Origin of the sequence: Pseudomonas fluorescens (genome assembly GCF_004683905.1) — a bacterium.
GTDB classification, from domain to species: Bacteria; Pseudomonadota; Gammaproteobacteria; order Pseudomonadales; family Pseudomonadaceae; genus Aquipseudomonas; species Aquipseudomonas putida_A.
Map to the genome: position 1 here is coordinate 686,193 of NZ_CP038438.1, position 24,228 is coordinate 710,420.

16 protein-coding genes are annotated in these 24,228 nt (G+C 62.1%); 6 read left to right on the forward strand and 10 right to left on the reverse strand.

The window, feature by feature from the left end:
* Window positions 1-147: 147 nt before the first annotated feature.
* From E4T63_RS03085 to cbiE, 10 genes are all read right to left on the reverse strand, one after another.
* Window positions 148-2,271, reverse strand: coding sequence for a TonB-dependent receptor (locus tag E4T63_RS03085; RefSeq protein ID WP_135294860.1), 2,124 nt, complete (start codon window positions 2,269-2,271; stop codon window positions 148-150).
* Between the two features lie 219 nt (window positions 2,272-2,490).
* Window positions 2,491-3,870, reverse strand: a complete 1,380-nt coding sequence (locus E4T63_RS03095; RefSeq protein WP_135294862.1) for a PepSY-associated TM helix domain-containing protein — start codon at window positions 3,868-3,870, stop codon at window positions 2,491-2,493.
* A gap of 177 nt (window positions 3,871-4,047) precedes the next feature.
* A complete protein-coding gene (locus E4T63_RS03105) occupies window positions 4,048-6,168 on the reverse strand; it encodes a TonB-dependent copper receptor (protein WP_135294863.1) in 2,121 nt (706 codons plus the stop codon).
* Between the two features lie 85 nt (window positions 6,169-6,253).
* Window positions 6,254-6,700, reverse strand: a complete 447-nt coding sequence (locus E4T63_RS03110; protein ID WP_098967007.1) for a DUF2946 domain-containing protein — start codon at window positions 6,698-6,700, stop codon at window positions 6,254-6,256.
* Between the two features lie 21 nt (window positions 6,701-6,721).
* Window positions 6,722-7,201 carry a copper chaperone PCu(A)C gene (locus E4T63_RS03115; RefSeq protein ID WP_098967008.1) on the reverse strand — a complete coding sequence of 160 codons (480 nt, stop codon included), beginning with the start codon at window positions 7,199-7,201 and terminating at the stop codon, window positions 6,722-6,724.
* Between the two features lie 48 nt (window positions 7,202-7,249).
* The gene (locus tag E4T63_RS03120) at window positions 7,250-7,648 is read right to left on the reverse strand and encodes a DUF2946 domain-containing protein (RefSeq protein ID WP_098967010.1); all 399 of its coding nucleotides are present in this window, start codon (window positions 7,646-7,648) and stop codon (window positions 7,250-7,252) included.
* A gap of 98 nt (window positions 7,649-7,746) precedes the next feature.
* Window positions 7,747-8,037, reverse strand: coding sequence for an addiction module antidote protein (locus E4T63_RS03125; RefSeq protein WP_003221244.1), 291 nt, complete (start codon window positions 8,035-8,037; stop codon window positions 7,747-7,749).
* Window positions 8,038-8,292: 255 nt separating this feature from the next.
* Window positions 8,293-9,021 carry a cobalt-precorrin-6A reductase gene (locus E4T63_RS03130; protein WP_135294864.1) on the reverse strand — a complete coding sequence of 243 codons (729 nt, stop codon included), beginning with the start codon at window positions 9,019-9,021 and terminating at the stop codon, window positions 8,293-8,295.
* Window positions 9,018-10,115 carry a cobalt-precorrin-5B (C(1))-methyltransferase gene (locus E4T63_RS03135; RefSeq protein ID WP_135294865.1) on the reverse strand — a complete coding sequence of 366 codons (1,098 nt, stop codon included), beginning with the start codon at window positions 10,113-10,115 and terminating at the stop codon, window positions 9,018-9,020. Before E4T63_RS03135 ends, E4T63_RS03130 begins: the two co-directional genes overlap by 4 nt.
* Window positions 10,108-11,319 carry a precorrin-6y C5,15-methyltransferase (decarboxylating) subunit CbiE gene (gene cbiE / locus E4T63_RS03140; protein WP_135294866.1) on the reverse strand — a complete coding sequence of 404 codons (1,212 nt, stop codon included), beginning with the start codon at window positions 11,317-11,319 and terminating at the stop codon, window positions 10,108-10,110. The genes E4T63_RS03135 and cbiE overlap by 8 nt, the downstream gene beginning before the upstream one ends.
* A gap of 232 nt (window positions 11,320-11,551) precedes the next feature.
* Here cbiE and E4T63_RS03145 point away from each other — a divergent pair, with 232 nt between their 5' ends.
* The 6 genes from E4T63_RS03145 (at window position 11,552) to E4T63_RS03170 (ending at window position 24,141) form a co-directional block, all read left to right on the forward strand.
* Entirely contained in the window at window positions 11,552-12,208 is a 657-nt protein-coding gene (locus tag E4T63_RS03145) for a hypothetical protein (RefSeq protein ID WP_134785335.1), read from the forward strand.
* 119 nt (window positions 12,209-12,327) lie between these two features.
* Window positions 12,328-13,626 carry a precorrin-3B synthase gene (cobG, locus tag E4T63_RS03150; protein ID WP_280818688.1) on the forward strand — a complete coding sequence of 433 codons (1,299 nt, stop codon included), beginning with the start codon at window positions 12,328-12,330 and terminating at the stop codon, window positions 13,624-13,626.
* Entirely contained in the window at window positions 13,619-14,245 is a 627-nt protein-coding gene (locus E4T63_RS03155; protein ID WP_135294868.1) for a precorrin-8X methylmutase, read from the forward strand. Before cobG ends, E4T63_RS03155 begins: the two co-directional genes overlap by 8 nt.
* Window positions 14,242-14,976 (forward strand): precorrin-2 C(20)-methyltransferase, encoded by a 735-nt coding sequence (locus E4T63_RS03160; RefSeq protein ID WP_372241200.1) that lies wholly within the window; start codon window positions 14,242-14,244, stop codon window positions 14,974-14,976. Before E4T63_RS03155 ends, E4T63_RS03160 begins: the two co-directional genes overlap by 4 nt.
* Entirely contained in the window at window positions 14,976-16,676 is a 1,701-nt protein-coding gene (cobJ, locus tag E4T63_RS03165) for a precorrin-3B C(17)-methyltransferase (protein WP_135294869.1), read from the forward strand. The genes E4T63_RS03160 and cobJ overlap by 1 nt, the downstream gene beginning before the upstream one ends.
* Window positions 16,677-17,085: 409 nt before the next feature.
* Entirely contained in the window at window positions 17,086-24,141 is a 7,056-nt protein-coding gene (locus E4T63_RS03170) for a TcdA/TcdB pore-forming domain-containing protein (RefSeq protein WP_135294870.1), read from the forward strand.
* Window positions 24,142-24,228 lie beyond the last annotated feature (87 nt).

Sequence of the window (24,228 nt, forward strand, 5' to 3'; positions counted from 1 at the left end):
GAGGGGGCGAGGGGGAAAGGGAGCCGATCTTCATGCGTTTCAAAACTGAGTTCGACTCGGACTTTCAAGTCGGTGCAACTTGCCCAAACACCTCGGTCAGTTCCCTCTCCCTCCGGGAGAGGGCTAGGGTGAGGGCGCAATCTTCAATCAAAAAGTGTAATCAGCGGTGACGAAGAACGATCTCGGCTCGCCGAGAATCCACTGCTGGCCCGCATTGTATTGGCTTTGTGCGTACTGGCGGTCAAACAGATTGTTCACCTGCAGGCCCAGCGTGGTGTTGCGCAAGGCTTGCCACGACAGCGTCGCATCGACCACGGTGTAACTCGGCAGCTCGTTGCGGTTGGCCATGTCGGCGTAACGCGCATCGACATAACGCACGCCGGCCCCGGCCTTCAGATCATCACTGAGGTTTTTGTTCAGCCACAGATTGGCCGTACGCCGTGGTACATCCACCGGGCGATTGCCGTTGTACGACAGGGTTTGCCCGTCGACCACTTCGGAGAAGTCATCGTACCTGGCCTTCACAATCGCCGCGTTGGCCTGCAGTTGCCAGGCGTGCGGCAGTTGCAGATCGAGGCTGGCTTCCAGGCCGTTGGACGATTGCTGGCCGACTTGCTGCTTGAGCGTCGGGTTGCCCGGATCGTCGGTCAGCAGTTTCTTTTTGACGATGCGATAGGCCGCCAGGGTGAACTCGCCGCGTTGATCCCAGAACAACTGCTTCATGCCGACTTCGGTCTGGCGTGCAGTCGAGAGGTCGTATTGCTGTTGGCTCGGGCTGAGGGAAATCAGGCCGCCGATGCCATCGGTACTGGTCGCGACCTGGCCGTAGAACGAGGTCTGCGGTGTCAGGGCAAACACCAGTCCGGCCTTCCAGTTGTTGCCGGTCAGGGTCTTGTCGCTCTGGCTGTCGTCGATCAGATTGTTGCGATCCACATGCACATAGTCGCGGCGCACGCCGGTCACCAGCGACCAGCGCTCGCTCAATTGCGTGCGGTTTTCCGCAAACACTGACATCTGTTTGGTGGTGCTGTCGAACTGGTCGCGGTAAGGGTTGGCGCTTTCGAAATAGCCCGGTTGCGGGTGATACAGATCCAGCGCCTGACCGTTCGGCAGCACGTCGTTGAACGGCGAGTTGCTGTTGAGCTGGAAGCGGATGCGGTTGTAATCGACGCCGGTCACGGTCTGGCTGTCGAGGCCGAACAGCGAGTGCTTGAAGGTGAAGGTCTGGCGGTCGCCGACCTGCTCCTGCTGGTGGCCGATGCCGAAGTAGCCACTGCGGCTGAGTTGCTGGCTATCGCGGTCGAAGTTGTAGTTTTCGGCGTTCTGCCAGCGGCGCTGGGCCTTGAGGTAGTACAGCTCGTTGCTGGCACTGACGGCGTCGTTGATCTGCCAATCGGTGGTCAGGCGCGTCCACTGATCGTTGTAGTGCTGCTGATCGTCACGCACGTTGTAGTTCTTGTTGCGCAGACTGTCGCGCAATCGGCCGTTGATCAGTGGCGTGCCGAAGTAGTTCTGCGGACGCTGGTCGCCGTAGTCGTGGGCGAGGGTGAACGCCAGATCGTCGGTGGCCTGCCAGCGCAGCGCGGCGCTGATGAAGTCGCTGGAGGAATCACCGCGATCGACCCAACCGTTGCTGCGCAGGCGATTGAGATTGAGGCGATAGCTCAGGGTGTCGCTCAGCGAGCCGCCGCTGTCGAACGCCTGCTGCTGGCTGTCGTAGGAACCGTAGCCGACGCGCAGGTGATTTTCGATTTCACCCTCGAACGGTTTCTTCGGAATCACGTTGACCACCGCACCGGTCGCGCCTTCGCCGTACAGCACCGAGGCGGGGCCGCGCAGCACGTCGACGCGCTGCACCGCCCAGGTGTCGACCGGAAAAGTTACGGTGCCCATACCGGTGTACATGCGGTTACCGTCATACAACTGCATCACCGAACTCTGCCCGGTAAAACCGCGTGCCTGCAACGAGGTGCCGCCATCGCCCGGGGTGCCGGTACGGCTGATGCCGGTGCTGCGTGACACCGCGTCCTGCACGCTGCGATCGCCACGGGCGCGAACCTGCTCGCCGCTAAGGCTTTCGACGCTGGCCGGAGTTTCCATGGCCGTCAGGTTCAGGCGCGAGCCGGCGGTGGTCGGCGTGGTCAGGCTGACACTTTCTTCGTCAACCGCAGGTGCGGAGATGGTGCCGGTGGGCAGCGTCAGCGGCTGGCCGTCGGCGTTGGCGTTGTTCAGGGCGAACAGGCAGAGGCTGGACAAGAGGTACTTGTTCATCGGGACGGTGAATCACTTCTTCAAAAGAAAGCCCGCAACTTGTGGTTGCGGGCAGAGCGGCAATTGTGGGAGCGGGCTTGCTCGCGAAGAGGGCGTGCCAGACACCCTGTTCGTTGCAAGACACTACGCCTTCGCGAGCAAGCCCGCTCCCACAGGAATCTGCCGGAGTTTAAGCCCCGGCAGTTTAAAGATCTGTCTGAAACGCGCATCTCGCCTGCTTCACGATGAAGTTGAGGCAGATTCAGCTTGGCGGCCCAGACGCGACAACAGCAGCCGATCCAGCAGCCAGACCAGCACCAGCGAAGCGCCCACCAGCGGAAAGATCACTGCCAGAGCGAGCATGATCGCCACGCCGGTTTTCCATTTCGGCAGGTCATGGCGCAGCGGCGGCACGCCGAATTTGCCCTGCGGACGACGCTTCCACCAGATCACCACACCGCTGACGGCGCTGAGCAGAATCATCAGGCAGATCAGCAGCACGACGATCTGGTTGAAGGTGCCGAACATCTTGCCTTCATGCAGCATCACGCCGATTTCAGTGGCCCGCGCGACTGCGCCGTACTGCTCGAAACGCACATCGGCGAGGACCTTGCCGGTGTACTGATCGACATGCAGGGTCGCGTCGTTGCGCGGGTCGTCGGCGAACACGGCGATGGTGAATACGCCGGTCGCGGTGGTTGGCAGGGTGATGCTGTAGCCGGGTTCGACCTTGCGTTCAATGGCGATGTTCTGCACCTCTTGCAGGCTGATCGCGGGGGCGGCGGGGCCGTGTTGCATGCCGCCGTGGGCCATGTGTTCGGCGTGGTCGCCGGACATCGGCATCGGCGTGTTTTCCATCGCCCACGGCACGGTCTGGCGCGCGGCGTTATTGAGGCTGCCGACCTCGACGTCGGAGGTCGGCACGTTGTTCCACATCGCCGCCGGGAACACGTTCCACACCTGCGCATATTGCTTGCCCCAGAAGCCGGTCCAGGTCATGCCGCTGAGCAGCATCACCAGCAGCAATGCCGCGCCCCAGAACCCGGTGACCGCGTGCAGATCACGCCACAACACCCGACCGCGACTGTTCAGGCGTGGCCACAGAATCCCGGCGGCCTGACCCCGCGGCCACCACAGAAACACCCCCGACACCACCAGCACCACGCCCCAACCGGCGGCGAGTTCGATCAGACGATCACCCACCGTGCCGATCATCAACTCGCCGTGAATGGCGCGGGCGATGGCTTGCAGATTTTTCTTCGCATCCTGCTCGCCGAGAATGTCGCCGTGGTACGGATCGATGAATACGTTGAGTTCATGACCCTCATTCTTGACGACAAACTGAGCGCTGCGCTCGGCGTTGGCCGGCGGCAGGTATTGGCTGATCTGGCCTTGTGGGTAAGCGCTCTTGACCCGTTGCAGCAGATCATCGGCCGGCACCATGTGATGCCCGGCGGGGACGTTGAGCAGGCTGCTGTACATCAGTGAATCGAGCTGCGGTTTGAACAGGTAAATGATGCCGGTCAGGGCCAGCATCACCATGAAGGGCGCAACGAATAGGCCGGCATAGAAATGCCAGCGCCAGGCCAGGTTGTAGAAGTTCGGTTTGGGCTTTTGCATCACGTTTGCTCCGCTTGGCTTGGATCTTTTCGTTGTTCTGTATGGGGAGTTTCACCACTGCACTCCTGTGGGAGCGGGCTTGCTCGCGAAAGCGTCGTGTCAGGCGCCACCCATGCTGGATGTACCGCCGTCTTCGCGAGCAAGCTCGCTCCCACAAGGGCAGGGCGTGCCGCTCGGTTAGAAACTCATATCAACCTTGGTCCAGAGCGTGCGCCCCGGCTCGTTGATCGCTTGCGGGTCGTTGGCCGGGTAGCCGAAACCGGCGTTGCCCGCCAGGTTCAAGTGCTCGGCGTAAGCCTTGCCGAACAGGTTGTCGACGCCGGTACTGACCTTCCAGTTTTTGTTGATCCGGTAGGCGCCGTTGAGCGAGAACACGCCAAAGCCGCCGCTCTTGTCGTAGTCCTTGCCGACCACGTTGCCCTTGTTCTGGTCGATGCGGTTTTGCGCCGCGACCACGCGCCACAGTGCCCCGGCGCTCCAGTTGTCTTCGCTGTAGGTCAGGCCGAAGCGCGCATCCAGCGGCGGCATTTGCGGCAGGGCTTTGCCATCGCTGCTGTTCTTGCCCCAGGCGTAAGCCAGGGTCGCGTCGGCTTTCCAGTTATCGGTGAGTTTGTAGGCGGCACCGAGCTCGCCACCCATGATCCGCGCGTCGATGTTTTCCGCGCGCGAAGTGCTCATGCCCATCATCGTCGGCGTGTAGTCGAACAGGATGTAGTCGCGCACTACGCCGATGTAGCCCGAGGCCCAGGCTTCGAGTTCGGCGGTCTTGTAGTTCACGCCGAAGTCGAACTGGGTGGTCTTCTCCGGTTTGATCGAGTCAAACGCATTCAGCGAGCCGGCCGGGCCGGACTTCGGCGAAAACAGCTCCCAATAATCCGGGAAGCGCTGCGCGTGACCGAGGCCGGCGTACAGCGTGGCCGGGCTGTCAGCGAGGTCATGCTCGTAACGCACGAAGCCGCTTGGCAAGGTGTCGGCGCGGGTCTCGTCGGCGGTCGGATTTGGCCGGCTCATCATTCCCGAACCAATGCGCTGCCGGTAATCCTTGGCCGAAGCACGGTCGACCCGGGCGCCGGTAATCAGCCGATCACGGTCGGCGGCGTACCAGGTCATTTCGCTGAACACGCCGTAGTTATGGAAATCGGCGTCCTTGGTGTACGGCTGATCCTTGTAGGTGTCGATGCCCATGCCACTGCGCTGGCGGTGTTCGTTGGTCTGCGCATCGAGACCGGTGATCAGTTGGATGTCGGCCCAGCGCCAGGTTGCCTTGATCCGCGCGCCGAGGGTGCGCCGGTCGACGTTGGACGCCATGGGCCCGGCCATCATCCCGGTGCCGGATGGCGTGCGCAGGGTGTAGTTGTCCATCACGTGGTCGGCGTAGTTGTAGTAGACCTGTGCTTCGAGTTTCTCCAGCACGTCGGTGATGTTGGATTTTTCGAAGCGCAGGCCGAGGCTTTCGCGCAGGAACTGCGAACCGTCCATGCCGCGCCCGGCGTAGCGCGCTTCGCCATCGCCCTTGCCGGCGGTGAGTTCGATCAGGGTGTCGGCGTCCGGGGTCCAGCCGACGGCGATGTCACCGTTCCATTTGTCGTAGCGCGAGGCAACGATGTCGTTGTTGCCGTCGCGATAGTCGTCGGAGTGCGCGGTATTGCCGATTACCCGTACGTAGCCCAATGGCCCGCCGGCAGCGGCGTCGACGACCTTGTCGAAGCGTCCGTTGGAGCCGGCCAGCACGCTGGCATTCACCCGCGTGCCGAGTTCGCCGAAGCTTTCCGGCTCACGATCGAACAGCACCGTACCGGCCGATGCACCCGGTCCCCAGAGCACGGTTTGCGGGCCCTTGATCACCGTGAGTTTGTCGTAGGTTTCCGGCGAGATGTACGAGGTCGGCGCGTCCATCCGCCCCGGGCAGGCGCCGAGCAGCATGCTGCCGTTGGTGAGAATGTTCAGGCGCGAACCGAACATCCCGCGCAGCACCGGATCACCGTTGGTGCCGCCATTGCGCACCAGGGCGAAGCCGGGAATGGTCTTCAGGTAATCGCCGCCGTCACTGGCCGGCACCGGTTGGCGCGGGTCCTTGGGGTTGGTGACGATGGTCAACGGCGAGCTGGGGGCGATCGCGGTGATCACCGTCGGACTCAGTTCTTCGTTGTGCCCGGCGTGGTCATCGGCCAACACCAGCGGCGACAGCAGGACGCCGCAAAGGACGGCGGTGGCGTGCGAGAAACCAATGCGCGATGCGTTCAGCGCGAAAGACGCCTGGGCAGAACCCGAGCGTGGAACAGCAGAAAACCTGGACATGACAATTTCCATCAAACAGTCGTAAACGACACGGCCGGCAGCCTGAAGCTGTCTTCTCAACCGTGTGCAATCAAAGGTGGGGTGTTTACGCCGTGATGGGCGGGGCGCGGGTGCGGGCGCCGGGGAAGAAGGTCTGCCGGGCATGGCCCAGACGCGGGGAGGGCGGGGTGAAGGTGTTGACGTGGGCAATGCTGAACGTGGCGAACGTGCCGCCACCGGTCAGCGCCGGGCAATTGAACAGCAGGCTGCAATAACCGCACTTTTCCCATAGGGCGTGGTGCGAGGACTGTGGCGGGCAGTGTTCGGCAGCCGGTTGTGCGCCGTGCGCGGCGTGATCCATGCCCGGCATGTCCATCGCCATGTCCATGCTCATCGGCATGGAAGTCGAGGCGTGCTGATCCATCGGCATCGACTGAGAAATCAGCGGGCCGATGAAGATCATCAACATGGCGAACAGGGCGATCCAGCTACCGCGGGTCAGAGTCTGGCTCTGGCGATGCAGGCGGAACGCCCCGGCGCGTTGCGGGCGCACGGGCGTGGTCAGCCGGATCGGTTACTGGGCGTGATCGTGTGCCTGGGTATCTTGCGGAGGTTTCTTCTGCACCGCGACTTCGACGGTGACGTTACCGGCCTTCTCGAAATGCAGGGTCAGCGGGAAGCGTTTGCCGTCGCTGAGCAGGCTGCGGTCTTTCGGGTTGAGCAGCATCACGTGATAGGCCATCGGCGCAAACGTCACCTTGCCGCCGGCCGGAATCACCACGTCGGGCACCTGCTGCATTTTCATCAGGTCGCCCTGCATCACATGCTCATGCAGTTGCGCTTCGGCGGTGATCGGCGAATCGACGCTGAGCAGGCGGTCGTCTGTCTTGCCGGGATTGCTGATCACGAAATAAGCGGCGACGGTCGGCGCGTTGGGCGGCAGCTCCTGCGACCACGGGTGAGCGATTTCCAGCTCGCCGGCCTTGTATTCGTGGGCATGGGCGAAGCACGCCGGCAGCAACAGCGCAGCGATGACGAAGAGTTTGTTCAACATGGCAGTTCTCCAGAACGATTTGATACGCAGGTCAATTGCGAGAACAAATCAAACCAGAGGCGAGGCGCGGGGATTAAGGCTCGGCCATTGCTGGCGCGGTGTCGGTGTTTGCAACGAGGGCGGCGCCACGCTGCGATTGCTTTCGTAGCGGGCGAAATACAGCTGCGGCGTATGGCCCGGCAACGCCACCAGCGGCGCTGAACCCGAGCAGCACCAGCAATGCTGCATGTTGGAATGGCTGTCGTTGGACGGGGCTTTCTGCTCCGAGGTACCGATGTTGATCGCCACCATTTTCGTCCCGCTGCCGGTGCAGAAACTGCTCCACAGCAACTGTTCGGCCGGTGAATTGGCCGCCTGCGCCATCGCCCCGGTCATCGGCATGGCGAGCATGTTGAACAGCACTGCGAAGCAGGCGATCCAGGCAAATGCAAGCCGGTGTCGGTTCATGGGACAGATCCGTTGGGTGGGCGATCAGGCGCGGGCTATTTAGCCTGATCAGGGCCGATAAGTAAAAAGGCGTCGTGCGGTTTGGTGTCGCAGATCAATCACACCGCGACGGCGTGCAATCTCAAACCCAAAGCCTTCATGACCTTCATGATAGTTGCGAATTCGGGGTTACCAGTGCTGCTCAGCGCTTTATAGAGACTTTCACGACCCAGGCCAGCATCACGTGCCACCTGTGTCATGCCCTGGGCTCGGGCTATGTCATTCAGTGCTGCACGGATGAGTACGCCATCGCCTTCATCATCATCAAAGCAAGCGTCCAGATAAGCCGCCATGTCCTCGGGGGTTTTAAGGTACTCGGCGGCGTCGAAACGGGTGAATTTTTCGGTCATCGCAATGTTCACCTATGGGCTCAAAAGCGGTGAGCATAAAACCGGGCATTTAGTGCAGACAGTCAGTGTTTCTTTAAAGGGTTGTACGTAGCGTCCGGTTTAGCTGTAGGGCGTTGGAGAGAGGATTACAGTACCGGCGCCTTCGCGAGCAAGCCCGCTCCCACAGGAGCCCTGGCATACACAAACTATGCGGTCGCCGCCGACCACTGTGGGAGCGCGCTTGCCCGCGAAGGCGCACTCGAGGTCTGCGCCTGGTTAAAGTCGGGTGAAGGCGGCAAGGGCCGCGAGGACTTCAGCCGTCGTCAGAAACTCCCGATCAACTCCCGGCAACACCGGCCGCTTCAGCACCATCACCGGCACGCCCAACTCCCGCGCCACTTCCAGCTTCGGCTCGGTCGCGGTGCTGCCGCTGTTCTTGCTGATCAGCACATCGATCTGCCGGCGTTCGAACAGTGCGCGTTCATCCTCCAGTAGAAACGGCCCACGGGCGCCGATGACTTCGCAGCGTTCGTTACCGGGATAAGCGTCGAGGGCGCGCAGGGTCCAATACTGGTTGGCAGGGATTTCGTCGAGGTGTTGCAGCGGTTCGCGGCCGAGGGTGAACAGCGGGCGGCGGAACGGTTTGAGGGCTTCGATCAGTTCGGCCCAGTCGCTGACTTCTCGCCAGTCGTCGCCCGGTTGCGGCTGCCACGCGGGGCGGCGCAAGGCCCAGCAGGGGATGCCGGCGAGTTGTGCGGCGATGGCGGCGTTGTGGCTGATTTGTGCGGCGTAGGGGTGAGTGGCGTCGAGCAGCAGGTCGATGCCTTCAGCGCGAATGAATTGCGCCAGACCTTCGGCCCCGCCGTAGCCGCCGACCCGCACCTGGCAGGTCAGGTCGGTCGGCACCCGGCCCACGCCGGCCAGACTGTAAATGTGTTCTGGCCCCAGCGTACGGGCGATGGCCAACGCCTCGGTGACGCCGCCAAGCAACAGAATGCGTTTCATGCAAAACCTCCGGCGTGGCCGACAATGCCGCCCTGGCGATCAATCGCAAACACCTCGACTTGCACCTGCGCCGGCACCACGCTGCAGGCGAAATTCAGCGCGTGGCGGCAGACCTCATCGCCGAGGGCAATGCCCGCCGCGCTGGCCATCGCCAAGGCCTGTTGACTGGTGTTGGCTTCACGAATGCTCTGCTGTAATGCCTGATCGGCACCAATCGCCGCCGCCCATTCAGCCAGTTGCGGCAGGTCGATGCTCGAATGCCTCGAGTGCAGATCCATGTGCCCGGCCGCCAGTTTGCTGATCTTGCCGAAGCCGCCGCACAGGCTGAGTTTATCCACCGGCACTTTGCGCAGATGCTTGAGCACCGCGCCGACAAAGTCGCCCATTTCGATCAGGGCGATTTCCGGCAGGTCGTAGACCCGGCGCATGGTGTCTTCGCTGGCGTTGCCGGTGCACGCGGCAATGTGCAGATAGCCATTGGTTTTGGCGACGTCGATGCCCTGATGGATCGAGGCGATGTACGCCGCGCAGGAAAACGGCCGGACGATGCCGCTGGTGCCGAGGATCGACAAACCACCAAGAATGCCCAGGCGCGGGTTCATGGTTTTCAGCGCCAGCGCTTCGCCGCCCTCGACATTGACGGTGATCTCGAAACCGCCGCCATAACCGCTTTCGGCGGCGAGCAGGCTCAGGTGATCGCTGATCATCTTGCGCGGCACCGGATTGATCGCCGGCTCACCGACGCCGAGCACTAGCCCTGGTCGGGTCACGGTGCCGACACCTGCGCCCGCGACAAAGCGAATCCCCGGCTCGGCCAGCAGCCGCACGTGCGAATAGAGCAGCGCACCGTGAGTTACGTCCGGGTCGTCGCCGGCGTCCTTGATCGTCCCGGCCTCGGCGCCGCCTTCGGTCAGGCGGCAGAACTCCAGGCGCATCTGCACTTGTTTGCCTTTGGGCAGGACGATCTGCACCGCATCCGCCGACGTACCGCCGAGCAGCAGGCGGGCGGCGGCGAGGCTGGTGGCGGTGGCGCAACTGCCGGTGGTCAGGCCGCTGCGCAGGGGCGCGGGTTGTTCGGCGGTTTCGTCACGCATCGAGGGGTTTGGCCAGGTCGAGCAAAGTGATCGGCAACGCCTGACGCCAGGTGTCGAACTCGCCCAGCGGTTGCGCCTGGGCAACGTGAATTCGGGTCAGTTCGCCGCCGTGGCGTTCGCGCCAGTGCATCAGAGTGACTTCACTTTGCAGGGTCACGGCGTTGGCCACCAGTCGACCACCGGGTTTGAGTTGTTCCCAGCAGGTTTCAAACACGCCTTCACGGGTCACGCCGCCGCCGATGAAGATCGCGTCGGGTCGCTCCAGCCCGGCAAGTGCCTGCGGCGCACGGCCACGCACCAGGTGCAGACCGGGTACGCCCAACGCGTCGCGATTGTGTTCGATCAAGGCCTGTCGGCCTTCGTCCGCCTCGATGGCAATCGCGCGGCAGCTCGGGTGCGCGCGCATCCATTCGATGCCGATCGAGCCGCAACCGCCGCCGACATCCCACAGCAGTTCGCCGGGGATCGGCGCGAGGCGGGCGAGGGTGATGGCGCGGACATCGCGTTTGGTCAGTTGGCCGTCGTGCTGGAATGCCGAATCGGGCAGTCCGGCAAGACGTGACAGGCGCGGTGCCTGCGCATCGGCCAGGCATTCGATGGCGATCACATTCAGATCGGCAATCGCCGGGTCATTCCAGTCATTGGCAGTACTTTCGAGGCGCCGTTCGGCATCGCCGCCCAAATGCTCAAGCACAGTCAGGCGGCTGCCGCCAAAACCGCGCTCGCGCAGCAGCGCCGCGACTGCCGCCGGACTGTGCCGGTCATTGCTCAACAGCAACAGGCGCACCCCGCTGAACAGCTGCGCATTGAGTGCCGCCAGTGGTCGCGCCACCAGCGAGAGGGTGACCACCTCCTGTAGCGGCCAGCCGAGCCGGGCGGCGGCCAGCGAACAGGAAGAGGGCGCGGGCAGGATCAGCATCTCTGCACTCGGCACATGGCGCGCAAGGCTGGCGCCGACGCCATAGAACATCGGATCACCGCTGGCCAGCACGCACACGGCTGCGCTGCGCTGCTCCAGTACCGGCGCGAGGGAAAACGGGCTCGGCCACAGTTCGCGTTCGCCGCGTATGCACACCGGCAGCAAGTCCAGTTGCCGCTGGCCGCCGATGATCCGCGAAGCAGCCAGCAGGGCGCGCCGAGCGTTTTTGCCCAGGCCCTTGAAGCCGTCTTCACCGATTCCCACAACCGTCAGCCAGGGTGTCATGCCGTTCCTTAATCCTGAGTAGATCTTCACGGGCGGCATGATAACGCGACTGCCGGCACCTGACGCAGGTCTGTCGTCGCGGCGTGTCGAGAGCAACGCGGAAACTTAATGTCGAGTAATAGTGATTTTTTCAACTTCCGTTTTTGTTAGTTTGATTCAAGTCAGTTCTTTTTAATAAGTCTGGCGCAATGAAACTATAAAATTAATACGTGCCAAGTTGGCAGGGAGCGATATGGATATCAATTCAGCTACAGGTTTAAGTCAGAGTAATGCAGTTGCCGTTAATAATATGTTGTTCACCGGACTGGAGGGGCGGGCAGAGGCCGATAACAGATTTGTGAGGAACTGCATTTATCTCGCCCAGATCGCGGCGGACAGCCGTTGTGACAGCAGCCTGCAGCCTGCAGAGTGGTTCGATTACTTTGCCGGGGGCCTTTGGTCATGTGGCTGGAACCTGGAAGAGAAGCCGGTGGTGCTAGTCCAGGAGGCGTTTTCCGGAAGTGTGCAGGAGGCGTGGCGGCGGTTGACAGCCCCCTTGCTCGCGCGCGGTCAATTAGAGCAGGTTGAAGCTGGGCTGGCAGCGCTGGAAAGAGATACAGCACTGCTGCAAAAGTTTACTGCTCTGAGTGGCAAAACCTTCACTTCGCATATTGTTCCGGTCAGTAAGAATGCCAGCGGCGAGTTGGTGGTGGTGCTCAGCCATATCCGCTTTTTCAAGTTGGTATTGAGTACCAACTACCTGTTCTGGCAGGTCCATCAACCGATGTCGCAACTGGACATCCGCGCCAGAAGAATGGTGATCAATCGCCGGGACATCGACAAAAACCGGGACGTTGTAGATCAGGCGATTCGCGAGAGCGTGGCCGACCTTGAGGAGGTCGAACTCTGAAAAGCCGCAGTTTCCGACCGGCAGGCATTTTCATGCGCTCGGGCAAAGCAGGCATAATGGCGACCTTTCGCCCACCACAGCGCTGCCCGTCAGCCGGTCATCCCTTGAACGAACGCTCAATGTCCACCGCTTTGCGCCCCTCGGCTTGTCCGGGGTTGCTGCGTATTGTCCAGGCGCTGGACGGCGGCATTTGCCGGATCAAGCTCAATGGCGGCTCGATCACTGCCAATCAGGCCGACGCGGTGGCTGATGCCGCCGAGCGTTTCGCCAGTGGCGCGATCGAGGCGACCAACCGCGCCAATCTGCAGATTCGCGGCATCGGCGAGCAGTCCGCGGCATTGATCGACGGTTTGCTGGCCGCCGGGTTGGGGCCGCAAACCGCAGCGGGCGACGATGTGCGCAACCTTATGCTCAGCCCGAGTGCCGGGATTGATCGGCAGTTGCTATTCGATACCCGGCCTTTGGCCGAACAGACTCTGGCGACATTGCAGACGCATCCGCGCTTTCACCAGTTGAGTGCCAAGTTCGCCGTGCAGCTGGACGGCGGTGAGGCGTTGGCGATGCTCGAGCATCCGCATGATCTGTGGCTGTCGGCGTTCGAACGTGACGGTGAAGTTTTGTTGGCGTTCGGTCTGGCCGGCTGCCCGACCGATCGTGCGGCCGGTGCCGTGAGCGTGGAAAACGGCCATGCGCTGGTGGTCGCGGTGCTGGAATTGTTCCTTGAGCTGGCTCGGCCGGAGCAGACGCGCATGCGCCACTTGCTCGATGAATGGCCGATGCTGGCGTTTGTCGAACAGTTGCGCGAACGCGTGGCGATCAGAGCCGCCATTGCCCGACAGCGGACGCCGCTGGCGGATGCGCTGCATATCGGTGTTCACGCGCAAAACGCTGACGACCGGGTATATGTCGGTGCGGTGCCGGCGCTCGGCCGTCTCGATCCGGCCATGCTGCGGGGCGTGGCCCGGCTGGCTCGCGAGTTCGGTGATGGCAGCCTGCGTTTCACCCCTTGGCAAAGTCTGCTGCTGCCGAATGTGAAGCCCGCCGACGCGGGGCGAGTCCTGCAACACCTGAGTCAATTGCACTGGTTGACCGACACCCGCGAGCCGCTGTCCCGGCTGATTGCCTGCACCGGCTCCAGTGGCTGCGGCAAAGGCCTGGCCGATACCAAACACGACGCGCGGCTGCTGGCGACGTTGTTGCCACAGGCGCAGCACGTGCACCTGTCCGGTTGCCCGCGCTCTTGTGCGGCGGCCCATTGCGCCCCGGCGACATTGCTGGCGGTCAGCCCCGGTCATTACGACCTTTATTTTCGCGATGCAGCGCTGCCGGGTTTCGGCACGCTGCACGCACGCAACCTTACTATTGAAGCGGCCGCGATCCTGCTCGACGCCCGCTCACGGAGCCCCCTTGATGCTTGATTACATCCGCGACGGTCAGGAGATCTATCGCAACTCCTTCGCGATCATTCGCAGCGAGGCCAATCTGGCGCGCATCCCGGCCGATCTGGAAAAACTCGCGGTGCGGGTGATCCACGCCTGCGGCATGGTCGAGGCGGTCGATGGTCTGCAGTTTTCCGAAGGTGCCGGCAAGGCCGGGCGCGATGCGCTGGCGGCCGGTGCGCCGATCCTGTGCGACGCGCGGATGGTCTCCGAAGGCGTGACCCGTGCCCGTCTGCCAGCCAACAACGAGGTGATCTGCACTTTGCGTGACGACAGCGTGCCGCAGCTGGCCCGTGAGCTGGGCAACACCCGCTCGGCGGCCGCGCTGGAACTGTGGCGTCCGCATCTGGAAGGCAGCGTAGTAGTGATCGGCAACGCGCCGACCGCGCTGTTCTATCTGCTGGAAATGCTCGACGCCGGGGCACCGAAACCGGCGCTGATCCTCGGCTTCCCGGTGGGTTTCGTCGGCGCTGCCGAATCGAAAGCGGCGCTGGCGGCTGACAGTCGCGGCGCACCGTTCGTGATCATGCAAGGCCGGCTCGGCGGCAGCGCCATGGCCGCCGCAGCAGTCAATGCCCTCGCCACGGAGATCGAATGATGCAGGCCAAAGGACGTTTGATCGGCCTCGGTGTGGGCCCCGGTGATCCGGAACTGATTACCGTCAAAGCCCTGCGCCTGCTGCGCGAGTCGCCAGTGGTGGCGTACTTCGTCGCCAAGGGCAAGAAAGGCAATGCGTTCGGCATTATCGAAGCGCACCTGCAGGACGCGCAGAATCTGTTGCCGCTGGTGTACCCGGTGACCACCGAAGTGCTGCCGGCGCCGCTGTCCTACGAGCAAGTGATCAGCGATTTCTATGATGATGCCGCCGAAGAAGTTGCGGCGCATCTGGACGCCGGGCGCGACGTTGCAGTGATCTGCGAAGGCGATCCGTTCTTCTACGGCTCCTACATGTATCTGCATGACCGGTTGTCCACGCGCTATGAAGCCGAAGTGGTACCGGGCGTGTGCTCGATGCTCGGCGGCGCCTCGGTGCTCGGCGCGCCGCTGGTGTATCGCAACCAGAGCCTGTCGGTGCTCTCCGGCGTGTTGCCGCATGAGGATCTGAAGCGACGTCTGGCCGACGCCGATGCGGCGGTGATCATGAAGCTGGGGCGCAACTTTCCCAAAGTTCGTACGGTACTCGAAGAACTCGGTCTGGCCGAGCGGGCGCTGTACGTCGAACGCGCGACCATGGCCAATCAGAAGATCGTGCCGCTGGATCAGGTCGAGCCGATGTCCTCGCCGTACTTCTCGCTGATCATCGTCCCGGGCGAACGGTGGCAAGGTTGATGACGCAATCCACACCGGCCATTGTCATCCTCGGACAAGGCGCGCTCGCTACCGCACGGCGGATCCAGCAGTTGTATCCGACGGCGCAGATCCATGGCCTCGCCGGACGCGTCGAAGGCGCCGACTGCAGCTATCAGGAATTCGGCGCGACCCTGCGTGAGTTGTATCAGCAAGACACGCCGATCATTGCCTTGTGCGCGGCTGGTATTGTCATTCGCACCCTGGCGCCGTTGTTGCTGGAAAAAGGTGCTGAACCGGCGGTGCTCGCCGTTGCTGAAGACGGCAGCGCCGTGGTGCCGCTGCTCGGTGGCCTCGGCGGAGTGAATGTCATGGCCCGGGAAATCGCTGCCGCATTGCAGGTCGCCGCGGCGATCACCACCAGTGGCGAATTGCGTTTTGGCACCTGCCTGCTCAATCCACCCAGCGGTTATGCGCTGGCTGATCTGGAACTGGGCAAGCGTTTCGTTTCCGATCTGCTGGCGGGGCACAGCGTGCGCATTGAAGGGGCGGCGCCGTGGCTGGATCAGGCGCAGTTGCCGCAAGACCCGCAGGCGCAGCGCTCGATTCATGTCGGCAGTGCCGAGCGTGTCGCGAGCGCCAACGAGTTGCTGATCTATCCCCGCAGTGTGGCGGTGGCGGTGAGTGCGCAGTTGGACGATCTGCCGCATGCCGTGCGCGCCGCGTTGCAGCAGGCCGGGGTTGCGCAGCAGTCGCTGGCCTGTCTGCTGGCGGCTGACACTGAAATGGCGTCGGCCAGACTGCGTGAAGCCGCCCTCGAACTGGGGGTGCCGCTTCGCTTTGTCGCGGCGCAGAAAGACCTCGGCGAGTTGGCTCGTCAGGCACTGCCGCAGGCCGCGATCAGCAATACCAACGGTCTGGCGATTGCGCGCGCCGAACAGCCGCTGGACGTCGCGCAGATCGGTCGTCAACGTGGGCGCCTGGCGGTGATCGGCCTTGGCCCCGGCGCTGCCGAGTTGATGGTGCCTGCGGTCAAGGCGGAACTGGCGCGGGCCACCGATGTGCTCGGCTACGAAACCTATGTGCGCATGGCCGGCCCGTTTCGCGATGATCAGGTGCAGCACTGCACCGACAATCGCGAAGAAATGCAGCGCGCCCGCCACGCCTTCCGGCTGGCGGCCGAGGGGCGTTCGGTCATCGTGGTCTCATCCGGCGACCCCGGCGTGTTCGCCATGGCCGCGGCGGTGCTCGAAGCGTTGCACGAGTCGACCGACCCGAAATGGCACAGCGTCGAGCTGGAAATCCTGCCGGGGGTGTCCGCCTCGCTTGCCACGGCTGCGCAAGCGGGTGCGCCGCTGGGGCATGATTTCTGCGTGATGTCGCTGTCGGACAACCTCAAGCCGTGGTCGATCATTGAAAAACGTCTGGATCTGGCGGCCGAGGCCGATCTGGCGCTGGCCTTCTACAACCCGATTTCCCGGGCACGCCCGTGGCAATTGGGGCGTGCGCTGGAAATCGTCGCGCAGCATCGCAGCGCGGCAACACCGGTGGTGCTGGGGCGCGACATCGGTCGCCCGGGGCAAACCCTGCGCGTGACGACACTGGGGCAACTGACCCCGGATCAGGTGGACATGCGCACCATGGTGCTGGTTGGCTCTTCAACGACTTGCACCTTCCCCAAGGCTGAAGGTGGCGAGTGGGTCTACACGCCGCGCTGGTACGGCGAAAAGCCCCAGTCCTGAGCCGTTGGCGAGGGAGCTTGCTGCCTCGCCAACCGCGATCTCCCGCACAGATTGTTTCCGGATCTGACCGCGTCATATTGTTCAACGCGACCTGTACGATCTGCTCCGCTTCTGTGTGAGAGCTTTCTCTTTGCTTACATTCTGTTCGACTTATCTTGAATACTGATAGACAGACCTGAAATTGCAGCCTTGATAATTTCGCGTTCTGCTCGGGTGCGTTTGATTTATATATTGATTGTAGAAATAACTTGTTGCCGTTACATGCGTTATCAGTTGTTTTTTAGTTGTTGATTTTGACATGTATTGAAAGTTTTGAAGTTTGAGCTCCGATTCGCCAGAAGTTAGTTTGGCCGCTATGCAAGTGCCAGCGGGCACTTTCGTTATTGGTCAGGGCAAAGGAGCAACTTTCATGCAGGACCGAAGAACTCAAGACGCCAGCGGGTTTGTCAAATTCATCAAACTGTTCAAACAAGCGGATCTGGAACAGGCCATGTCGGCGTACAGGGGCAGTGAATCCTATCAGTCAGTGTGGCGTTATTATTTTGCCTGTATCGGCTTGCTCGATTCTCCACGACTGATCGAGCCTTTGGCACTGCTCAAGCAGTCGATCGGCCAGTTGATCGGTTCGCCACATAAATACTCGCAATCCGATAGCCAGCCTGCACAGTTGTCGCGCATCTATAACAGCATCCAGGCTTTCGAGACCCGTGTGCAAAACAGCCTGGCGTACGCGAAGAGCACCCCGACTGCGGTGCCGAAGAATCTGCACTTTGTCTGGCTCGGTGGAGGACTGGGCGCGATACAGCGTGACTATCTCAACCTCTGGAAACAGGTGCTGAACGGGCAAGGTTACAGCCTCCATCTCTGGTACGACAGCGACGCATTGTTGGCCTGGCAAACCAACAGGCTGATCGTCGAGGCGGCCAAGGCTGACGCCCTGCAACAAGATGGCAGCGACAGTATTTCCAAAGACCAGTTGGGCACGCTGTACGAAGAACGGGCCATCGTCCTTAAACAACAGATGTCCATGCATATCGATGCCGCACTGGCGCGGGGACTTTCAGCTGATGAAGCACGCGTCGATCTGTTGGCCCGTGCCTATGGGCAGGACGCCGCGCAACTGGAGGCGCTGATCGAGCAAAACCGCCGCAGTCTGCTGGACCTCGCAGGAGACGACCTGCAGTTGCGCGACTTGAACGCCCTGGATACTCCGCTGCAATTACAGGATATCTACGAGCGTGAAATCCGGTTGCGCGGCAATCTGGCCGCTGCTTCCGATGTGGTGCGCGCCGAGGTCCTTTACGAAGAGGGCGGCGGATATGCCGATGTCGATAATCTGCCGCCACTGGTCAAGACTCTGGGAGGTGTTGACATCAGCGGGTTTGATCCCCGGTCACGCGTTGGCGTTCTGCAACTGCTGCTCGATCACAATCGGCACTGGATGCCTGCACGCGAGGCGCTGCGCCACCAGTACACTGATTATCTGGCAAGCATTCCCGAGCAACACCGCGCCGCGCTTGAGACGTTTGCCCGACAAAAACCGGCGCTGAATGAAGTGTTCCAGGCGCCGGCCGAGCTGCTCGTCCGCCCACAGGACTTGCGGGCAGTTGCTGTGCAGAGCTCGCTGAGCAATTCCTTCCTGATGGCCCATGCCCGATCGCCGATGCTCAAAAGCGTGATCGACCGGTTTCGCTTCAATTATGACTTCATCGACCTGACGGCTCGACTGGCGGCCAAGCGCGGTGTTGCGCTGAGCGATTTTTACGGCATGTCGACGCTTGCGCGCGAGGTATTCGAGCAAAACTGCGGCTCTATTGCCGCTCTGTCCTCGATCGAACACGCAACGGTGAACGAACTGATTCTGGCGGTCGCCGGATATTTCGAAGACGGTATCCGCCCACAGAGCGAATGGACAATTTTTCTGACTGGCCCGGCCGCGATGCGCGCTGGCATGCGCGATTACGAACAGCACAACTTCGTCCCGCGCGAAGATGAAACAGTGCGCGTCGAGACTGCCATCGAGCCGCTCTGGATGATCAACGACAAGACCGAGGAGGAGCAGGATCACTCGTGGAAAGACAACGCCAGCGATGATGAACAATGGGTTGTCGACGAACAGCAGCGTTGGCGGCAAGGACAGTTCAGTGCCCGCTACAGCGGTGATGTTGCTGCCCTGCTCAAACAGCAGACTGTGGTGTTCGAAGAGGGTTGGCCGCTCATCGAGGGACGCCCGGTGTTATTGACGGAGGTCTTGCAAGGGATGATCGACCGACTCGGTGCACCGTTTGTGGCGGCGATGAGGCAAGGTCATAACGGTCCGCTGGTTTTTCCCGAAGGACCGGGTCTGGGGTTCGACGATCGTCAGGCCATCAAGGCCCAACCCGTCACTCTGCAAGCTCCGGCGTCGCTCAGTGATGCGCGGATTCAGGGGCTGGCGCTGGATGAGTTGCTAAGCGGCATTGCCGAGGGTTCGCTGCAGTTCTTCCAGATCAGTCCCTTGCAAAGGGTAGTGTTGGGACAGATGCTCGGCGTACGCTCACTGGATAACTCAAGCTTCACGCAACTTGCCCCCGAGCTCGACAACCTCGCCAACAGTGTTGCCGAGGTAGGAGCATCGGTGCGTTATGCGGCTATTGAACGCCATCTGTATCAGCATCGGGCGCCGCAATTCATGGCCGGTCTCGCCAGCCATGTCGACCAGCCGATGGTCTCGTCGGACAGCGCGCTAACGTTGAAACGAGCTGCGCTGTCGCAGGCGCACACGCTGTTTCAATGGGGGCGTCATGTTGCCCATATCCAGACCATCGCCACCCGCGAACATCGTGAGCAGGTGATCCTGCGGCTGGGTCAGGTACTGGGGCAAATCGAGGCCAGTGACGTCAAACTGGTGCCGCAGGATCTGTTGCTCCAGGGGCCAGGGGATCCCGGTGGCCGCTGTTACCCGCTGGCGCTGATCATGAGCGCTGCTCTGGAGCACGGCGTGGCGGCGTCGCGACGCTTGCGCGAGCGATTCTTCCTGGCCACTGTCGAGCCGCAGCAGCGCGATTCAATTGTATTTCTGGAGGCGCTCGAGGAGTTGCGCGGCGTGCAGTTGCACGATATCGGCAAGCCGCTGGGGCGGGTCGATCTGCAGCAGCTCGGCACCACGCTGGAGGCGTTCGCCAGCTCGCGCACGCTGATGCTCAACTCGGATAACCACGCCATGCTGGTGGCGAAAATCTTCAATGGTGGGCACGCCACCTATCACTTCTATGATCCCAATTTCGGCGTGTTCGAGTTCAGCCAGCCTGACCAGTTTCAGCTGGCACTGACCGACCTTTTCCAGAAACAGGGCATGGCGAAATACTATGCGGCCTATGGCGACGACGCGCGCCCGACCTTTGATCTGATCGAGCTGCTGGGGCAAAAGATAGCGGCGCTGGATCTGTCCGGCGGTTTGCGCGTCGGGCAATTGCTGGAATCCGACAATGTGCTGCCGGAGCATACACAGCGACCGATCCGTCGGCGCCTGAACAGTGCTCGCGGCCATTCGCTGGTCAGTAATCCGCACCTGGGGCGCAGCCTGCGCGATCTGGACAGTCATTGGTGGGGACAGCAGATTGCCCAGGCGACTGACGCTCTACAGCACTTGCATGCTGCGGCAAAACCGCTGGTGCCGTTGTTCGAAACCCTGGAGATGACGCCCGCCGGCGAGTACCGGATCAACCTGGTCGATCCCTCGCAGGCCGAGCATGTGGTGCAGGTGGTAAGCACCGATCATCGTCTGCTGCGCATCAGAAATTTTCTGTCGGAGCAGTTTTCGGCACTGGGCACCCGAGCCTCGCCACAGATGGCAGAGGCGGGTGCCGTACACACGCTCAATACCGGCTTCACCATCCAGGCACTGATGAACGTCCTGCGTGGACGAGAGGGGGATGACCGCACCCTGACCACCGCCGTGCGCTTGCACGCTTACGTCAATTACGCGCAGCTGGTGCACGGCAATGTCACGGATGTCGCTGGCCTGATCAGTCTGGTAAAAACCGCGCTCAATGAAGAGAAGATCATCGCCCGCACCTGTGCGCCGGTGGTTGGCGAGGCGCTGGGACATGTCGCCAACGAAGGCGTGGGCGCGGTGCTGGGGCTGGCCAATGTCGGTTTCGACATCTATCAATTGGCGACGGCAGACAACGAGATCGAGCGCGCGCAATTCGGCACCCAACTGGCCTTCGACTCCGCCAGTCTGGCGTTGACCGCCGGTGGTCTGGGGGCTGCCACGGCGGGCGCGGCAACAGCGGCCGCCGTGCTCGGTGGAGCCGGGGTGATCCTGGGCGGACTGGCCGTGGGTGTGGCGGCCCTGGCCCAGGGGTTTGCCAGGATCGCTGAGCAGGCGCAGGAGGTCGGGCTGTTCTTCGATGAGCTGGAGCGGGCCTGTCGGGGTGTCGGTTATCGGTATGACGACGGACTCGGGGCGTGGGTCGCTCACCCTTCGCTGGTCGTCCAGAGCCTGGACTTCAATCGCACGATGCTGGTGCTCGACAGTCCGAAGGTGTATCGGCTGCGCGACCATTTCGGGGTGCCGGATTTCAATCCGGATGATCAACAAGCGCTCGATCTGCGGCGTGAACTGGGACTTCCCGGCTACATCCACTTCGATCCGCCGAGCACGCAACTGGTCGTCCTGCCGTGCACGCCGACCACGTTCTACGGTTACGAATACAAGGCGCTGCCTTTCTCGACGCTGCGTCACGACACCGGCTTCGATACCGCCCGCAAGCTGGAGAAGAAGGATGCGGCTGGCCAGTGGCGGTTTCTGTTTTCGTTCTACTCCTTTCCCGTGCACTACATCATCAACCGTCTCGCACCGTCGTATCGGCCAACCGTGATCGAGGTGCGGCTGGATGCCCACGAGCGTGCGCTGGCGGTGCCAATGATGCCGCAGGTCTGGCACGACAAGGTGTCGTACCGCATCGAAGGTGCGGGCGGCGCCTGCTCACTGATCCTCAATCGCGGGGTCAATCTCCAGTTGCAGTCCCCCAGCCTGCAGCAGTGCCGCTGGAATCTGGTAGCCGCCTGGGCCACTGAGAGGGATGTGCGGATCGACGTTGGCGGGGTTCTTTCGGTGGGTGGCGTGAAGGTGACGTTCGGCGGCAGAGGTCGGCATGAGGTCATGCTCCAACTGACCGGGCGGCAATCGTTCAAGGTTAACCGCAGTGAGGGACGACTGGACATTATCGAGCAGAGCGCGCCAGCCGGGGAGAATGAGCAGTCGCTGCTCACGCATTACCAGACACTGGCCCGGGAGCATCGGCTGGTGCTGCCTTACACGCCAGTTCATCACTTTCCGATCCCTTTCGAGCCCGAGAGCCAGCCGCGTCACACCACGGCCTGGTACGACGCTGCCGAGGATCGTTTTCTGTACATCCGCAGTGAAGAGGTACTGGCGGCCGATGAAATGCTGCTGGCGGCGGTGGTCGACGATTCTGCGTTTTTCTATGAGGTGCGCAACTACGACATCTGGCAGGTCGATGCCGTCAGCGGTTTGCTCAAGTGCCGCTACCGTCTGCTTGTCATGGAGGGGCAGTGCAGCGTTCGGCGTATTGAGGTCGATGCGCAGGGCGTGATTCATATCGAACAGCAATGGCTGGGTACCGATCGGCAAGTCACGCAATTCAACTACCTGATCCATGAGGGCCAACTGCAACTGGTGGCAGTTACCCGGGAGATTGACCGTGAGCTGGGCCAGAGAGTGTTCGCCAACCCGACCTTGACGGATTGGTCGGTAGTGCTTGGTCACTATTTCACGTTATCGCCGGTGCCCGAACGCGCAGGCGTCAGTACCGTCGACTGGCAACCGGCCGCCTACGTGTCGGTCTGCTGGGCGTTCGATCCGGGCAAACGTGACCTGGTCTGGATTCGCAGCCGTGACCTGTTGTGCATCCATCCGTTTACCTTCGGGCATGACCGCGGCTGGGTCGATTCGATCAAACAGCTTGGTGATCTGCTGCTTCTGCCGGTCAACGATGAGCACGAGCTGTTTTTCATCTACGACCGGCTGGCGCAAAAGCTGTGCAAGGTGCAACGCAGCGCGTCCGCTGGCAGCGAGCGCTGGCCGGCGCAGTGGACGCATCAATGGCTGCAGCCCGACGGGTTGAATGACGTGGTACCGGTGCAGGACGGGTATCTGGCCCTGACCGACGACGGTCTGTTCTTCAACCTGACCGCAGAGGGCGAAGTGCATCTGGGTGGCTTGAGTGAGCGCTGGCTCAGGGGGCGCGCACAGTGGTGGCAGGCACTCGAAACGCTGGCGGTGAAGTACCCGGTCAACAGTTTCGCTATTCTGGGTCTGCGCAACGCCGCCGGTGATCGCAGCCTGTGTGCCTGGTATGTGGATAACCGCTTGCTGCTGTGCGATCCGGGGCACGAACGGGAAATGCGCCTGCTCGGGGTCACACCGGACAACCAGGCGGTCTGGCTGTTCGATGTCGCCAGCGGTGAAATCTGCAGTCAGCGGTTCTTCGACAGCCGGCAACTCGAGCCAGCATTCGGCAGCGGCGCCCAGTTACTGGCGAGCGACTTGCTGCCGGCACCGCAGGCCGAGTGGGATGACTGGCGGTTCAGCGCCGTGCGCAATGACGGCTCCGGTCTGTACGGGACATCGGTCAACGGCGTGTCACTCAAGCTGCGATATCAGGAAGCTGAAAGGATCATCGGCGTCGATCATCACTGGGCCAGCGAGCACGCGGAACATTTGCCGGAGTCTCTGCAGGCATTGCTGGAGACCGCCGAGCATGGGCCCTACATCGCCGTGGAGTCTGGCGCGGGCAACCTGCAATGGTACGACGTGGCGAATGCACAACTGATTCGGGTAGCGGGCCAGAACCTGCCAGACGATTGCGAATTGCTCGGCACCCGCCATCGGCATGTGCTGTTGCACGAACTTCAGGCACACCGCGTACACGTCTACCCCGGTCAGCAGAGCATCGGCCCGTTCGAATACATGCGGCGTGACGCCGAGGTGTTGGTGGTCGAGGGCCAGAACAAGGTTGAAGACCTGTTGCCACTGATCGCTGATGACGTGAGCTGTCTGGTGTTGCGCCTGGGGCAGGGCGGTGTCACGTACCACCTGTCGAAGGCCTGCTGGCTGCGGCTGGACTCGGTGATTGTCGATTGCCGTCACCCGCTGGGCGAGGTCCCGGCGATTCCCGGCAAGCTGGTCTGGGCGCTGGGCGCACCGCAAACACTGCAACTGTCGTTTGTCGACGAGCACTTGCTGATTGTCGATCCGGATCGCCAGCACAGCCTGATCCTGCGGGATGTGTGCTCGGCGGATCCGGCGATGCGCGGTGACGTCTTCCTCGGGTTCGAGGGCGGGCGTTCCTATCCGGTATCGAGCCTGGTGCAGAGGCTGCGGGAAATCGTCGAAGTCGATGATGCCGACGGCAGTGCAACGCTGGCGCAGTTGCTGGGAGCGGTGCCGGCCTGACGAAAGTCTTCGTTGGGTTTTTTGAAGTTTGTTTTCTCTCTGTGTCGCGACGGTTCATGTCGTCGCGATGGGTTCGTTTGGCCAAAA